At 54.3% G+C, this 15,543-nt stretch carries 12 protein-coding genes; 8 read left to right on the forward strand and 4 right to left on the reverse strand.

All coding sequences use genetic code 11. From position 1 onward, the window contains the following. Window positions 1–29 precede the first annotated feature (29 nt). The 6 genes from HHO50_RS15350 to HHO50_RS15375 all read left to right on the forward strand — a co-directional run bounded on the left by HHO50_RS15350 (window position 30) and on the right by HHO50_RS15375 (window position 9,163). Window positions 30–1,685 carry a glycoside hydrolase 43 family protein gene (locus HHO50_RS15350; protein WP_181307040.1) on the forward strand — a complete coding sequence of 552 codons (1,656 nt, stop codon included), beginning with the start codon at window positions 30–32 and terminating at the stop codon, window positions 1,683–1,685. A 481-nt stretch (window positions 1,686–2,166) separates the two neighbouring features. Further along, window positions 2,167–3,930: a glycoside hydrolase family 28 protein gene (locus tag HHO50_RS15355; RefSeq protein ID WP_181307042.1), complete on the forward strand. Its 1,764-nt coding sequence runs from the start codon at window positions 2,167–2,169 to the stop codon at window positions 3,928–3,930. 65 nt (window positions 3,931–3,995) lie between these two features. Next, complete coding sequence (locus HHO50_RS15360; RefSeq protein WP_181307044.1) at window positions 3,996–4,787, forward strand: rhamnogalacturonan acetylesterase; 792 nt, start codon at window positions 3,996–3,998, stop codon at window positions 4,785–4,787. Between the two features lie 121 nt (window positions 4,788–4,908). Beyond that, the gene (locus tag HHO50_RS15365; protein WP_181307046.1) at window positions 4,909–6,606 is read left to right on the forward strand and encodes a T9SS type A sorting domain-containing protein; all 1,698 of its coding nucleotides are present in this window, start codon (window positions 4,909–4,911) and stop codon (window positions 6,604–6,606) included. 167 nt (window positions 6,607–6,773) lie between these two features. Continuing rightward, window positions 6,774–8,768 carry a S9 family peptidase gene (locus tag HHO50_RS15370; RefSeq protein WP_181307048.1) on the forward strand — a complete coding sequence of 665 codons (1,995 nt, stop codon included), beginning with the start codon at window positions 6,774–6,776 and terminating at the stop codon, window positions 8,766–8,768. Continuing rightward, window positions 8,765–9,163: a VOC family protein gene (locus HHO50_RS15375; protein WP_181307050.1), complete on the forward strand. Its 399-nt coding sequence runs from the start codon at window positions 8,765–8,767 to the stop codon at window positions 9,161–9,163. The genes HHO50_RS15370 and HHO50_RS15375 overlap by 4 nt, the downstream gene beginning before the upstream one ends. A gap of 47 nt (window positions 9,164–9,210) precedes the next feature. On the opposite strand, the gene HHO50_RS15380 is transcribed toward HHO50_RS15375, so the two are convergent. Further along, on the reverse strand, window positions 9,211–9,423 hold the full coding sequence (locus tag HHO50_RS15380; protein WP_181307051.1) for a hypothetical protein: 213 nt from the start codon (window positions 9,421–9,423) through the stop codon (window positions 9,211–9,213). Between HHO50_RS15380 and HHO50_RS15385 the strand changes: the two genes are divergently transcribed. Both HHO50_RS15385 and HHO50_RS15390 read left to right on the forward strand, forming a co-directional pair. After that, complete coding sequence (locus tag HHO50_RS15385) at window positions 9,413–10,177, forward strand: rhamnogalacturonan acetylesterase (protein ID WP_181307053.1); 765 nt, start codon at window positions 9,413–9,415, stop codon at window positions 10,175–10,177. The genes HHO50_RS15380 and HHO50_RS15385 overlap by 11 nt on opposite strands. A gap of 136 nt (window positions 10,178–10,313) precedes the next feature. Further along, window positions 10,314–10,988 carry a LamG domain-containing protein gene (locus HHO50_RS15390; protein ID WP_181307055.1) on the forward strand — a complete coding sequence of 225 codons (675 nt, stop codon included), beginning with the start codon at window positions 10,314–10,316 and terminating at the stop codon, window positions 10,986–10,988. Window positions 10,989–11,246: 258 nt separating this feature from the next. Here the strand turns inward: HHO50_RS15390 and fbp are convergent, their stop codons facing one another. From fbp to HHO50_RS15405, 3 genes are all read right to left on the reverse strand, one after another. Beyond that, window positions 11,247–12,239: a class 1 fructose-bisphosphatase gene (fbp, locus tag HHO50_RS15395; protein ID WP_181307057.1), complete on the reverse strand. Its 993-nt coding sequence runs from the start codon at window positions 12,237–12,239 to the stop codon at window positions 11,247–11,249. Between the two features lie 178 nt (window positions 12,240–12,417). Continuing rightward, on the reverse strand, window positions 12,418–14,064 hold the full coding sequence (locus HHO50_RS15400; RefSeq protein WP_181307059.1) for a UxaA family hydrolase: 1,647 nt from the start codon (window positions 14,062–14,064) through the stop codon (window positions 12,418–12,420). Between the two features lie 420 nt (window positions 14,065–14,484). Beyond that, on the reverse strand, window positions 14,485–15,471 hold the full coding sequence (locus tag HHO50_RS15405) for a Gfo/Idh/MocA family protein (RefSeq protein WP_181307061.1): 987 nt from the start codon (window positions 15,469–15,471) through the stop codon (window positions 14,485–14,487). Between the last annotated feature and the right edge of the window lie 72 nt (window positions 15,472–15,543).

Consider the following 15,543-nt stretch of genomic DNA (forward strand, 5'->3'; position numbering starts at 1 on the left):
GTACCCATGAAGTCACTAGTTTATTGCCCATGAAAATCAGATACTACACCGCTGGGTTGTTTTTCCTGATGGCTTGCCAGACAGAAAAGTCGATACCCACGGTTTCTTCTTCCCCCGCTGTTACCGCCAATGACGTGTCCAACGTGTGGGTCTCTGACAAAGGAGACGGCACGTTCCAAAACCCTGTCCTGGACGCCGATTACTCTGACCCCGATGTGGTGCGCATAGGCGATGATTATTACATGACTTCCTCCAGCTTCAATGCCATTCCGGGTTTGCAGATTCTGCACTCCAAAGACCTGGTGAACTGGAAACTCATCGGCTACGCCCTGGACCGACAAGCCCCTTTTGACCATTTCGCCAAGCCGCAGCACGGCAACGGGGTGTGGGCCCCGGCCATTAGGCACCACAACGGCGAGTTCTACATCTACTGGGGAGACCCCGACTTCGGGATTTACATGGTGAAAACCAAAAACCCGGCGGGCCGTTGGGATTCGCCGGTGTTGGTGAAAGAGGGCAAAGGTTTGATTGACTCCTGCCCGCTGTGGGACGAGGACGGCAACGCCTATCTGGTGCACGGCTGGGCCGGAAGCCGCGCGGGTATCAAGAGCGTGCTCACCGTGAACCGCATGAACCCCGAGGGCACCAAAGTGCTGGACGAGGGTGTGATGGTCTTTGACGGCCATGACGCGCACCCCACCGTGGAAGGCCCCAAGTTTTACAAGCGCAACGGCTACTATTACATCTTCGCCCCGGCGGGCGGAGTGAGCACGGGCTGGCAACTGGTCTTGCGCTCCAAGAACGTGTACGGCCCCTACGAGGAAAAAATCGTGCTGGACCAAGGCCAGACGCCCATCAACGGTCCGCACCAAGGAGCCTGGGTAGATACCAAGTCCGGCGAGGACTGGTTCTTCCATTTCCAGGACAAGGAAGCCTACGGGCGCGTGGTGCACCTGCAGCCCATGAAGTGGGTGAACGACTGGCCCATGATTGGCGAGGACAAGGACGGGGACGGCAAAGGTCAGCCCGTGCTCACCTACAAAAAACCGAACGTGGGCAAAACCTACCCCATCATGACGCCCGCTGAATCTGACGAGTTCAACAACCATTTGCTGGGCTTGCAGTGGCAGTGGCACGCCAACCCGAAGGCCACCTGGGCCTTCGCCTCTAACAAAGGCCACCTGCGCCTCTTCACCGACCAAATCCCCGAGGGCGGCAAAAACCTTTGGGATGTGCCCAACCTGCTGCTCCAGAAATTTCCGGGCGAGACCTTCACCGTTACCACCAAACTTACCTTCAAGCCCAACCCGAAGCTAGAAAACGAGCGCACAGGTTTGGTAGTCATGGGCTTGGATTACGGCTTCGTATCAATTGTCAGCAAGAAAGACGGCCTGTACCTGACCTACAACACCGCCCTCAAAGCGGACAAAGGCACCCCTGAAAAAGAGCAGATTTTAGGAAAACTGACCGGAAACGAAGTACAGTTTCGGGTGAACGTAAGTCCGGGGGCCAAGTGCCAGTTCAGCTACTCAGAAGACGGGCAGAACTTCAAGAACGCGGGCGCGCCTTTCACGGCAACCGTCGGCAAATGGATAGGGGCTAAGGTGGGATTGTTCGCCATCAGAGAAGACAAAACCAATGACTCCGGCTTCGCCGATTACGATTGGTTCAGAATCACGAAGTAATAGAAAAGGCGTTTAGGAGCCGTTTTAGAGGAAACATCCTCAAAACGGTGTTCCAAAATTGATGAAGTAAAAGGACTGATGAAGCCATACATTTTGTCCTCCATTTAAAGATGACAAGGCCTAGCTGTTCGGGAGTTCTACTCCCGAACCTATCTGCTGCGGAGTTCTACTCCGCCGGGAACCACGGGCAAAAAAAGGGGAGTGGAACTCCCCGGCAGGTTGCTTCCGGAGTAGAACTCCAGAAGAGCGGGGAGCTGGGGTAATTCTCAGGGAGAACTCTCACGCATTCCGTCCCCCTTTGAAGGGGGTAGGGGGATGAAAAAGGCGCATGAGGTACCGGCTGCGTTACATGGAAATATGAAGAAGTTGAATCTCAGCAATGCGTATTCAGCAAAAGTGAAACATCCCCCTACCCCCTTCAAAGGGGGGACGGAATGCGTGAGAGTTCCTATTTTAAACTAAGTAACGAGAGTAAAATAATATGAGCATGAAAAAGGGTTTTTCCAGCAAGTTCCTAATGACGTTGGGTTTGGTAAGTGCGCTCCAGTTCTCCTGCCAGCGGGAAACGGCTGCACCGGCGGCGAGCGCAACTTCCGGCAGTGCCACCACCGCGGGGGTGAACGTCTCCAACGCCAGCGTAGACGCCACCATTTATGAGGGCATTGAGTTTGACATGCCCAAAGTGAAAGAGACCAAGTTCCCCAACTACAGCGTGAGCATTACCAAGTACGGCGCGGTGGGCGACGGCATCACCAAAAACACCCAAGCCTTTGCGCAAGCCATTGCTGATGTAGCCGCGAAGGGCGGCGGGCGCGTGGTGATTCCGCGCGGATTGTGGCTGACCGGGCCCATCGTGCTGAAAAGCAACATCAACCTGCACGCCGAGGCGGGTTCCATGGTCATCTTCAGCCGGGACTTTGATGATTACCCCGTGGTGGAAACCAGCTTTGAAGGGCTGAACACGTTTCGGTGCCAATCGCCTATTTCGGGCCGGGATTTAGAAAACATCGCGATTACGGGCGAAGGCACTTTTGACGGCAACGGTGACGCCTGGCGGCCGGTGAAGAAAAGCAAAATGACCGATGCCCAGTGGAAGAACCTGACCAAAACCGGGGTGCTCAACGCCAAAGGCGATATGTGGTACCCCACCGAGAACGCCCTGAAAGGCGACACCCAGGGCAGCAACTTCAACGTGCCCGACCTGAAAACCCGGGCCGAATTTGAGGCCATCAAAGATTACCTGCGCCCGGTATTGCTGAGTCTGGTGAACTGTAAAACCGTGTTGCTGGACGGCCCTACCTTTCAAAACTCGCCGGCCTGGAACCTGCACCCGCTCATGTGCCAGGACATCATCATTAGGAACCTGAACGTGCGCAACCCCTGGTACTCGCAGAACGGCGACGGCCTTGATTTGGAGTCCTGCAAGAACGCGCTGGTCTACAACAACACCTTTGACGTAGGTGATGACGCCATCTGCTTCAAGTCCGGCAAAGACAAAGACGGTCGTGACCGGGGTGTACCTACCGAGAATGTCATCGTGAAAAACAACGTGGTGTACCACGGCCACGGCGGGTTTGTGGTGGGTAGTGAGATGAGCGGCGGAGTGCGTAATATTCACGTGTCTAACTGTACCTTCATGGGCACCGACATCGGGCTTAGATTCAAAAGTACCCGCGGCCGCGGCGGTCTGGTGGAGAACATCTGGATATCGAACATTGACATGGTGAACATTCCTACCCAGGCCATCAGCTTTAACCTGTTTTACGGCGGCAACTCGCCAGTGCTGGAGGAAGACCAGCGGGCAGGGGATGAAGCGCGGGTAGAGAGACTGGTGCCCGTGACCGAGGAAACCCCGTCGTTTAGGAACATCTGGATGCGCGACATCACCGTGTCCGGCGCGGCCGAGGCGGTGGCCCTGCAAGGCCTACCGGAGATGAACCTGCAGAACGTGAACATCGCGGATTCCTATCTGAAAGCGACCCGCGGAATATCGGCGGTAGACGCCACGGGCATCTCTTTGAAGAACGTGAAAGTGATTACGGAGAAAGGCCCGGCCCTGACTATTTACAACAGCAAAGACATTCTGGTGCAGGGGCTGTCCTTTAACCAGACCAAGGAACCGGCCGTGAAAGTGCTGGGTCCGCTCACTAAAAACGTGAAGCTGGAAAGCAAGGATTTCACGAGTGCCGCCACGCAAATCTCTAAAGGAAAAGAGTTGGGAAAGGCGGCCGTTTCGCTGCAATAAACGCAAAGGAAAAGAAGGATAGGCCGAGGTTGGTTTACCCTTCTTTCTTACTAAATGGCTCAGAAATGAATAGGAATTTAATGGCGGCATTACTGCTGCTGGTGGCGGTGTGCGCCATGTCGTTTGCCCCCTTCAAAAAGAAAATCGTGCGTGTGTACCTCATCGGGGACTCCACCGTGGCCGACTATTCTGACTATGACGGCGAAGATTATATGAACAAGCGCTACCCCGTCATGGGCTGGGGCCAGGTTTTCAAGCCGTTTCTGGTAAAAGACAGCCTAACCAAAGTAAAGCACCTCATCAAAGCCGATAGTGTTCTTCTGCTGAACAAAGCCCGGGGCGGCCGCAGCACCCGCACGTTTTTTGAGGAAGGCCGCTGGGCGCAGGTGTACAAAGACCTTAAGAAAAACGATGTGGTCATGATTCAGTTCGGGCATAATGATGCCGCCGTGGATAAGACGGAGCGGTACGTGACCGTTCAGGGCTACAAAGAATTCCTGCGCCTGTACGTGAACCAGACCCGCGCGAAGGGCGGCGTTCCCATTCTGCTCACGCCGGTCACGCGCAACTATCCCTGGAAAGACGGCAAAATCGGCAACGTACACGGCGCGTACCCGCAGGCGGTGAAAGACGTGGCCAAGGAACTGAACGTGCTGCTGATTGATCTGCAGCAACTTTCCATTGATTCGTTCTCGGCCAAAGGCCAGGAATACGTCACCGCCAATTATTTCATGAACCTGCCGGCGGGCAAGTACAAAAACTACCCCGAGGGGCAGAAAGACAACACCCACTTCCAACCCGCAGGGGCCCAGGAAGTAGCGAGGTTGGTATTTGAGGGAATGAAGCGGCTGAAGTAAAAGAACTGAAAGAAGGTTTCAGTTTCGGGGCCGTTTTCCTGTAAACGGCCTTGAAACGGGAAACCGCTCGCACATAGGCTTTCCCAAAACCACGCAGGTGTACCGTTCACCCAGAAATGACATGATGAAAAAACTACTCTTGTTGCTGCTGTGCGCCATGGCGGGGCAGCAGGTAACGGCCCAGCAACTGGCTTTCCCGGGAGCGGAAGGATTTGGGCGGTACACCACCGGCGGAAGGGGCGGGGCCGTGCTGGAGGTGACCAACCTGAATGACGCGGGGCCGGGGAGTTTACGGGCTGCGGTCAATGCGTCGGGAGCTAGAACGGTGGTGTTCAGGGTGTCCGGTACCATTGCGCTGGCCTCCAGCCTGACCATCAAGAATCCCAACATCACCATTGCCGGGCAAACGGCGCCGGGTGACGGCATCTGCCTGAAGAACTATCCTGTGACGGTAGACGCCGATAATGTGATTATCCGGTACCTGCGGTTCCGGATGGGCGACGAGGCTAAGCAGGAGGGAGATGCGTTTGGGGGGCGTTTCCACAAGAACATCATCATAGACCATTGTTCCATGAGTTGGTCTACCGATGAGTGCGTGTCGTTCTACGCGAATGAGAACTTCACTTTGCAGTGGAGCATCATCTCGGAGAGTCTGCGCAACTCGGCCCACACCAAAGGCGCGCACGGCTACGGCGGCATCTGGGGTGGCAAAAACGCCTCGTTCCACCACAACCTCATGGCCCATCATGACAGCCGCAACCCCCGTCTGGGCGAGGAAGCCGGCAAAGCCTTCGCGCTCACCGACCTGGTGGATGTGCGCAACAACGTGTTCTACAACTGGGCCAACAACAGCATCTACGGCGGCGAGGCAATGAACGTGAACATCGTAAACAACTACTACAAACCGGGCCCCGCCACCACCAAAGGCGAGCGCATCATTTCCATCGATAAAAACAAAATACCGGGTACGGAGGTGTACGATATCTGGGGCAAGTTCTACATTGACGGCAACGTGCTGGAAGGGAGCACCCGCGCCACCAATGACAACTGGACGTACGGGGTCTACAACCAATTCCACAACAGCTACGGCACTGTCTCGGAGGCTGACAAAGCCGCGCTCAGGAAAGACACACCCCACGCCATTGCCGGCAACGTGACCACCCATTCCGCCCAGGAAGCCTACGAACACGTGCTGGCCAAAGCCGGGGCCTCCCTGAAACGGGATGCCGTGGATGCGCGGGTCATTGAGACGATCCGGAACAAGACATTTACGGCCGCGGGCTCCAACGGCAGCACCAAGGGGATCATTGACAGCCAGAACGACGTGGGCGGCTGGCCCACGCTGAACTCACTTCCGGCCCCGGCCGATACCGACAAAGACGGCATGCCTAACGAGTGGGAAACCAAGAAAGGACTAGATCCGGCTAACCCAGAAGACCGTAACCAGGACGCAAACGCTGACGGATACACGAATTTAGAAGAATATCTGAACGGCTTAGTTTTAGCCGCCAATCTGACCAGCTCGCCAGAGTCACAGCAGATGGCCGGGGAGAAACTGTTTCCTAACCCTTTTACCACTTCCACTACGGTTATATTTGTGGCGAAGCAACGGACGAAGGCACTGGTGAATGTGATGGATACGTCTGGTAAGCAAGTTGCCACCCTGTTAGATGCCTCCGTGAGCCCGGGAACTCATTCCGTGACTTGGCACGGGACAACCGCAAGCGGGAGCAGACTGCCTGGGGGCGTTTACTTCATCTCTGTTCAGGTTGGAAGCGAAAAGACAACGAAACGGGTGGCCCTTTTAAACAAGCTCTAAGAAAGAAGAATTGGTCTTGCAAAATAAACATAATCGCAATAGCACATGTCAGGACAGAAGGCAAGTGAACACCAGCGGGCAGTGGTTTTGAAATTACCGAACTGGTTCTAAGGTAACGTGGTGTACTTATTTGTGCCCCTGCATCAGAATTTTTGATAACAGAGAGAATGAGATCCTTTTTCATAAACCTATCCTCCCGTGCCGCCTTGGCGCTGTTTCCCCTGTTGCTAGGTGCGGCAGATGTGCGGGCGCAGGTGCTGCCTTTTAAGGCGCAGACGGTGTATAATGCGTACCTGGTGCGGAATCTGCACGAAGTGTATGACCAGCGGCGCGCGAAACTACACCAAGCCCTTGCGTCTAAAGAAAGCATGCAAGCGTATCAGGCTCAGGTGAAAAAGCAGTACCTGGCTGTTTTGGGGCAGTTTCCGGAAAAGCAGCCCTTAAACGCCAAAGTCACCAGGCACACCAAGCAGAACGGTTTTAGAATAGAGAATGTACTCTATGAAAGTCGGCCCAACCACCATGTCACCGCCAATCTGTACGTGCCGCAGGGCAAGGGGCCGTTTCCGGCGGTGATTCTGATGAACGGCCACGAAATGACGGCCAAAGCCACCGAGTCTTACCAGAAAACGGCCCGGCTCTTCGCTGCCAACGGTTTTGTGGTGCTGTCCGTTGATCCGTTTTCGCAGGGCGAGCGCGTACAGCTGACCGACCAAACCGGCAAGTCCCTGACCCGCGGCTCTACCACCGAGCATACCTTGCTCAACGCCGGGGCCAACCTGGTGGGAACCAGCGTGGCGACTTACATGCTCTGGGACAACGTGCGCGGACTGGATTACCTGGAGTCACGGCCCGAAGTGGACAAAACCAGCATTGGCGCTATCGGGAACTCAGGGGGCGGCACCCAGACGGCGTATTTGCTGGCCTATGATGACCGCATCAAAGTTGCCGCGCCGTGCAGTTACTTCACCCAAAGAGACCGCTACATAGAGTTGGCCGGTGCCCAGGACGGTTGCCAGTTCCTGCCCGGGGAAGGCAATCTGGAGATAGCGGATTTCATCATCGCGGCCGCGCCCAAACCAGTTTTGATCCTGGCGGGAGAGAACGATTTTGTAGACCACAGAGGCACGCTGCAAGGCTTTGAAGAACTGCAAGAAGTGTATGCCGCGCTGCAACAGCCAAAGAAAGTGAAACTGTTTGTCTGGCCAGACGGACACGGTATTTCGCAGCCCAAAAGAGAGGCGGCCGTTAGCTGGTTCAGGAAGTGGCTGTACCAAGATGACAAAGCCGTGCAAGAAGGCAACATCGGGTTTTTACCCGAGAAAGAACTCCTGGCTACCACTACCGGTCAGGCCACCACAGCCTTCCCCAAAGAAACCACCGTGCAGGCCCTCAACCAGCAGCAATTCCAAAGGCTGGCCGCGCAACGCCAAGCCTTTACGGCAGAGAAAGACTTGGCAGCCTTGCAGGCGAAGGTCAGAGACGTGATTGGGCTTAAATTAAATACCTCGCCGGTTTTCACCCAGGTAAGCGGCGAGAGCCAGGGCAAAGGCTACCGGCTGGAGAAGCGGGTCTTGATGCGGAACGGCGAACTGCCCATCCCCCTCCTGGTGTACACGCCCACCGGAGCAGCCCCGCAGAAGATCGTGATTCGGCTGGCCGAAAAAGGGAAAGCTACGCTCGCCAAGAACGACAGCCTGATTCAGAAAGAAATAGCCGCCGGAAATATGTTGGTGTTGGCCGATGTGCGGGGGGTGGGCGAGTCTTTGGATGACCCTAAACTGAACGATCCTAAGTACTGGAGCCATGAATACCGGAACGCGGTGTTGGGGCTGCACCTCAAACGCCCGTTGCTGGCGCAACGCGTGCAGGATATCTCCACCCTGCTGGATTACCTGAAGGCCCAACCCAATTGGACGAACCTACCTGTCTTGGCATGGGGAGATGGTTTGTATGGGCCAGTGCTGACGCACGCGGCCTTTCTGGACAATAGAATCAGCCAGGCGAAGATAACCGATGCCATTTGGTCTTATGAGACCTACGTTTCTAAACCCATTCAGCAGGACATGTACTCTAGTGTGGTGCAAGGCATCTTGCAATTCTATGATTTGCCAGACCTGGTAAACCGAAGCAATAACCGAATCAAGCACCTATCGTTATGAAATTAGAACACTTCGCCCTGAACGTAGAAGACCCGGTGGGCATGGCTGCTTGGTACGTGGCGCATCTGGGCCTGCGTATTGTGCGGCAAATGACAGAGGCTCCTTTCACCACCTTCCTCGCAGATGATTCAGGGAAGATCATGGTGGAAATTTACCTGAACCCCGCCCACCAGGTGCCGCCTTACCGCACCATGGATCCTTTGCTCGTGCATCTAGCTTTTGTGGCTGAGAACCCGTCTGAAGACCAGGAAAGACTGTGCGCGGCAGGAGCCACTTTGGTCACAGACCAGCATTTAGAAGATGGTTCGCATTTGATCATGTTACGTGACCCGTGGGGTTTGGCGCTGCAACTCTGTAAACGCGGAAAGCCCATGCTCACCAGATTTGATTGGTGATTTCTTTCTGTTTTTACCCTGTTTTCTGGATAATGACTCCAAAACGACTATGAAAGCACCAAACAGGAGAATGATGGGATGCTGCCGGAAAACAGATGTTTGCCATAAGGAATTTGCGTCTGAGTAACGGGGAAATCGTCCAAAAGGCGCAAAAGCGCTCCTCCTGGAAAGAACATCCTTTTTTTGAGCGTGACCATTAACGGAGAAAAAGTAACGCTGCCCAAAGAGGTGGCTTCAAGTTGTATATCTATGAAATTCAAGCTTACTACTCTTGTTCTAACTCTTTTCAGCCTGGGGCTCATGTCTTTTCTATCTGGAGAGAGAAAGCCCCTCACGGTGTACCTCATTGGGGACTCCACCATCTCCATCAAAGAAACCCGCTATTATCCGGAAACGGGCTGGGGCATGCCGTTCGTCTACTTTTTCGATTCTACCGTCACGGTGTCTAACCACGCCAAAAACGGCCGAAGCACCCGTACCTTCATAGAGGAGAACCGTTGGCAACCCATCTCTGCGGCGTTGAAGGCGGGCGATTACGTGTTCATCCAGTTCGGGCATAATGACGAGGTGAGCACCAAGAGAAGCTTCACCCCCCAAACCGATTACCGCGCCAATCTGGAGCGGTTCATCTCTGAGACCAGGAAGAAAAAAGCCAATCCCGTACTCCTCACCCCTGTTGCCCGCCGCAAGTTTGATGCCGCCGATAAAGTAGAGGACACCCACGCGGTGTACTCGGGGATTGTCCGTTCCGTGGCCCAGCAGCAAAAGGTTCCGCTCATTGACCTAGACCGCAAGAGTCAGGCCCTGTTGCAGCAGTACGGGCCCGAAACTTCCAAGAAACTGTTCAACCATCTTCGGCCCGAGGAGCATCCCAACTACCCGCAAGGCAAAATGGATGATACCCACTTCAACGAATTAGGCGCCCGCGAAATGGCCCAGATTGTTCTTGCCGAAATCAAAGCCCTCAACCTAGCGTTAGCCGGTAGAATCGTGCAGCCTCCGGTGAAACCGTAAAGACCCAGCACCGGCTTATTGCTGGATCTTGCCTGGTCTCTAGCCATCAACCAAAACATGCCGGGTTTGCATCCGTTTCTAGCCTCTTTTTAGAAAAACAGCCCCCAAAAGGAAAGAAATAAACCACCATTAACCTATGAGAAAAACGACCTTTCTGCTGAGTTGTCTTGTGTCTGTTGTGGTTTCCTCCTGTGTTGCCGTGAAGCCCACCAGATGGGAGATGCATTCCTTGGCCTCCATTGGGGGACATTCTACCCAGGTGCTGGGGAACCCCAGCACGATACCGGGAAAAGACGGTGCGCCAGCCATTGCCTTTGACGGCGTAGACGACGGCTTGCTCATTGACGCCAACCCTATTGCGGGGGCCGAGGAATTCACCATTGAGGTGGTCTTTAAACCCAAAGCGGTCTGGCCGGCCAACGTAGAGCAGCGCTTTCTGCATATTGAAGACATGGCCGTAGGCCAACGCCGCATCCTGCTGGAGCTTCGCCTGAACAACCAAAACCGGTGGTACGCAGACTTTTTCATGCGCACCGAAAAAGCGGCCCTCACCCTCATAGATTCCAGTAAAACCCATCCGGTAGGAGAGTGGGCTACCATGACCCTCACCTACAAAGACAAGCAACTGAAAGGCTACGTGAACGGGAAACTGGAGCTTTCGGGGGAGATAGAGTATCTGCCTATCCCACCCACGGCCAAGACTTCCATCGGAACCCGTATGGACAAACGCTCCTGGTTCAACGGCCAAATCCAAAGCGTCAGGTTCTGGAAAGTGGCGTTGCAGCCCAAGAAGTATTCTGACATCCTTTAACAGGATTATGAGGAAGCGTTTTACCTCTGTTTTCTGAAAAAGAGCCCGAAAACAGCCAGCATAGAATAGACCATTTTGTTTGTGGCGCAAGCAGACGCTTCCGCCACAAAGACCTGCTTGAATTCAATCTTGAAAAACACTAGGCAGGTAAAAGGAATTATTTGCCCGGCACACGTAAAAACAGGGAATGCGTTTTGGGGCTGTTTTTGCAAAAACAGCCCCAAAACGCATTCCAATACCTTGAGCAAGCTAGCCTGTTTACAGGGTCATGTACTTCCGGACTTTCTCAATCATTTCTGAAGAGCCAATCACCAGCGGGCAACGCTCGTGGAGGGCGGTTGGGTTCTTGTCCAGAATCCGTTCAACGCCGTCAGTGGCGGCCCCGCCTGCTTGTTCCGCAATGAAGGCCAGGGGGTTGCATTCGTAGAGAAGCCGCAGTTTACCGGTTTTGTTTTTGGCCGAACCTGGGTAAAAGTAAATGCCGCCTTTGAGCAGGTTCCGGTGGAAATCTGCCACCAGGGAGCCAATGTAGCGCGAAGAATATTTCTGCTCTTTGCAGAAAGCCAGGTAATTCTGGATTCCCAGCGGGAAGTTGCTCACGTTGGCCTCGTTGCAGGAGTATTGTTTGCCGTCGGCGGGGATCTTGATGTCTGGGTGCGAGAGGAAGAACTCGCCCAGAGATGGTTCATAGGTAAACCCGTTCACGCCCCGGCCGGTCGTGTACACCAACATGGTGGAGGCACCGTACAGGATGTAGCCCGCCGCCACCTGCTGGGTTCCTTTTTGGAGGCAATCTTCCAGGGTGCCGTTCTGGCCGCCGTCAGAAAGCCGGCGGTAGATGCCAAAGATAGTGCCCACCGGAATGTTGACACTAATGTTGGAGGAGCCGTCCAGCGGATCCATGGCCACAATGTACTTGGCTTTGAGGTTGCCGGTATGGATGATTTCCTCTTCTTCCTCAGAGACAATCGCGCACACTTCGCCGCCGTTCCGCAGCGCCCTGATGAACCTGATGTTGGCAATCACGTCCAGTTTCTGCTGGTCTTCGCCCTGCACGTTCTGGGTGCCAATGGCCCCCAGGGAATTTTGGTCGGCCCGGTTTAATTCTCTGCCCACAATTTTGGCCGCCAGCGCAATGTCGCGCAGCAACTGGGATAACTCACCAGATGCGTACGGAAAGTCTTCCTGCTTTCTCATGATAAACCTATCCAGGGTAGTGCCAACGGGAAGCGCTAAAGCATCATTGTTCATATCGTAATCTTTGGGATATAGTAAGGAATAGAGGTGTGACAGATATACGTAAAGGAACAAGGCCCTGTCCCTCTGCCTCAGCTGCCACGCAGAACTGAAGCGATGGTGAGGGGCAGGGCCTTGCTTATGCTGTGAATTCTAACTGGCTGCGGCCAGCCTCAAATTATGTGGTGCAGGCTTATAAAGACACCCCGCGTTTCCACGGAATGAAATCGTCTTGCTGCAAGGCTTTCTCTTTGGTCTGGATTCTGCCGCTGGCTACTTCAATGATGAAGTCCAGCACGTCTTCGCCCATTTCTTCAATGCTTTTCTCACCCGTGATCACCGCGCCGGTGTCAATGTCAATGATGTCTGGCATGCGTTGCGCCAACTTGGTGTTAGAGGAAATCTTGATCACCGGCGTAATAGGGTTGCCGGTTGGGGTTCCTAAACCGGTGGTGAACAACACAATGTTGGTGCCGGCTCCTACCAGGGCAGTGGTACATTCCACATCGTTGCCGGGGGTGCACAGCAGGTTCAAGCCTGGTTTGGTCGCGTATTCTGGGTAATCCAAGACGTCTACAATAGGAGAGGTACCCCCTTTTTTAGCGGCTCCCGCCGATTTGATAGCGTCGGTAATCAAACCGTCTCTGATGTTGCCGGGGCTGGGGTTCATGTCAAAACCAGAACCCACGGCCTCTGCCGAGGCGGCGTACGCGCGCATCAAAGACGCGAAGCGGTCAGCGGCTTCCTGGGTTTGGCAGCGGTTAATCAATTCCTGCTCCACACCGCAAAGTTCAGGGAACTCAGAAAGGATGGTTTTTCCGCCCAAGGCCACCAGTAGATCTGAGGTGTGCCCAATGGCCGGGTTGGCTGAGATACCGGAGAATCCGTCTGACCCACCGCATTCCAGGCCAATGGAAAGCTTGCTTAACGGGGCAGGTTGCCTGGTCTGTTTATCGGCTTCAATCAGCCCCAAGAAGGTCTGCCGGATAGCTTTCGACATCATTTCTTCCTCAGTGCCTTCTTTCTGCTGCTCCAGTACAATCAACGGTTTCTCGAAATTGGGGTTCAGGGCCTTTAATTTATTTTCCAGGATGCTTACCTGCGCGTTCTGGCAACCCAAACTCAAGACCGTGGCACCGGCCACGTTGGGGTGGTGAATGTAGTCGGCCAACAGGGCGCAGAGCATGTCAGAATCTTGTCTGGTGCCGCCGCAGCCGCCTTGGTGGGTCAGGAATTTGATGCCGTCTATGTTTTCAAAGATCCGGCGCTGGGCCGGGGCGGTGGCTTTCTGCAAGGTAAGCGTGCCTATGGCTTCGGTGTTGCCAGATTGGTACAAGTCTACCATCTGCTGCACATACGACTTGTAGACATCGCGCTGGCCAAAGCCCAGTTCATCTAAGAAAGCTTGCTTGATGATGTCTACGTTGCGGTTCTCGCAGAACACCATGGGAATCACCAACCAATAGTTGCCGGTGCCCACCTGCCCGTCTGGGCGATGGTAGCCCAGGAAGGTGCGGTTCTTCCATTTAGAGACATCGGGCGCCTGCCAGCCCGTGACTTTGGTTTTGCCGGAAAAACCGTTTACCTGGTGTTGTACGTTAGAAGTAGTCAAAACCCCGCCTACCGGAATATCATACACCGCTTTGCCCACCAAAGAGCCATACATCAGGATCTCAGCCCCGGCTGCCAGGGGAGTAATGGCGAATTTATGCTTGGCTTGAACGTCATCCACCAATACAATCTGGGAGCCCTCAAATTCCACGAGGTCGCCTTTTCTCAGATCGGTGAGTGCTACCAGCACATTGTCATTGGGGTGGATTTTTAAAAACTTTTGTGACATATCTCTAAAGGTAAGATGTGCAATCGATTGCGCAAGATATTAATATTTAGGTAAGATTGAAATAATCTGAACCAATTACCGCTAAAAATTAAAGTTTAAGAATGGTGGGCAGGAAATAAGTTTCTGCGTTTCCATATTCGGAAAAATTATCTGTGACAGCCAAAGTTTGGTTAGCGTCTTATTTACCTGTTTTCTCCGCTTGCGTGCCTGCTCAACAAAGGAGTTGGTACAGCTTCCAAACCTTTCTGGCGGGCAAAAAATTCCGTTTCTCTGTTTCGGGGCTGTTTTTAGGAAAACAGCCCCGAAACAGGGAAACGGAGAAAATCAGACAGCCCCCCAAAGCAATGATTTCACTCGCTCGCCTCTGGCGAGTGTTCTGGTTTGGTGATCATTATTTTTTCAGAGCAGCCCAGAAATTTATCAGCCCGTTATCTGATCCATGACCCAGGCGGTACGGGCCCCGGATTCGCCGGTGCTGGGGCATTCTCCCTGGCCGGTAAGCTCTTCCACAATGGTCTGGATAAACGGTTGCTGCACGTGGGGCGGGGGAGGCAGGAAAAACTCTTCGGTTCCTTTTTTGGTCTCCAGTCTGATGGGTTCGGGCGCAAAAGACGGGAACGTGAGGCGGCCGTTGCTTCCTACCACTTCTATCTCGTCTTTGAACTGCTCAGGAGCCACCGTAAAACACCAGGTACCGGTGCCTAACACCCCATTCGCAAACTTAAACTGCGCGGTCACCAAATCTTCGGCGGGGTAAAGCCCGGCCTGGTTGGCGGTTTGCCCCGTGGCGGCGATGATAGGGCCTAACAGATAATCAAGGTAATCTAATTGGTGCGGGGCGAGGTCATAGAAGAGGCCGCCCCCGGCAATCTCGGGCTGCACGCGCCACGGAAGCTCGTTCTGGTCTAGGTTTTCCTGCACCGGATGGAAGAGCCGGATGTTGACGAACCTCACCACGCCAATGGCCCCAGCGTCTACCAGTTCTTTCACTTTCAGGAAGGAGGGCAACCGGCGGCGGTAGTAGGCCACAAACAGCGGCACGTTGGCTTGCTGGCAGGCGGCGATCATCTGCTGGCATTGCGTGTAATTCAAGGCCATGGGTTTCTCTACGTACACGGGCTTGCCCGCAGCGGCTACCTGTAACGTGTATTCTGCGTGCGAACCGGGCGGCGTGGCAATGTACACGGCATCTACCTCGGGGTCATGGATCAGGGCCTGGGCATTGTCATACCATTTGGGTACCCCGTGCCGCTGGGCGTAGTCTTGGGCCTTTTCGCCGTTTCGGCGCATGACGGCCACTAACCGGGAGTTAGGTGTTTTCTGGAAGGCGGGGCCGCTTTTGACTTCGGTGACGTCACCGCACCCAATAATGCCCCACCGGATGGTTTTGGTTGATTCTTTTGCCATTGCGTTTTTAGCCGGTTTTCTTAAAACCAGCCTCTAAATGTAGGAGGGTTCTGCGGGAAAATGGTAGAAGAA

Origin of the sequence: Rufibacter sp. XAAS-G3-1 (assembly GCF_013623775.1) — a bacterium.
In the GTDB taxonomy this organism is placed as follows: domain Bacteria; phylum Bacteroidota; class Bacteroidia; order Cytophagales; family Hymenobacteraceae; genus Nibribacter.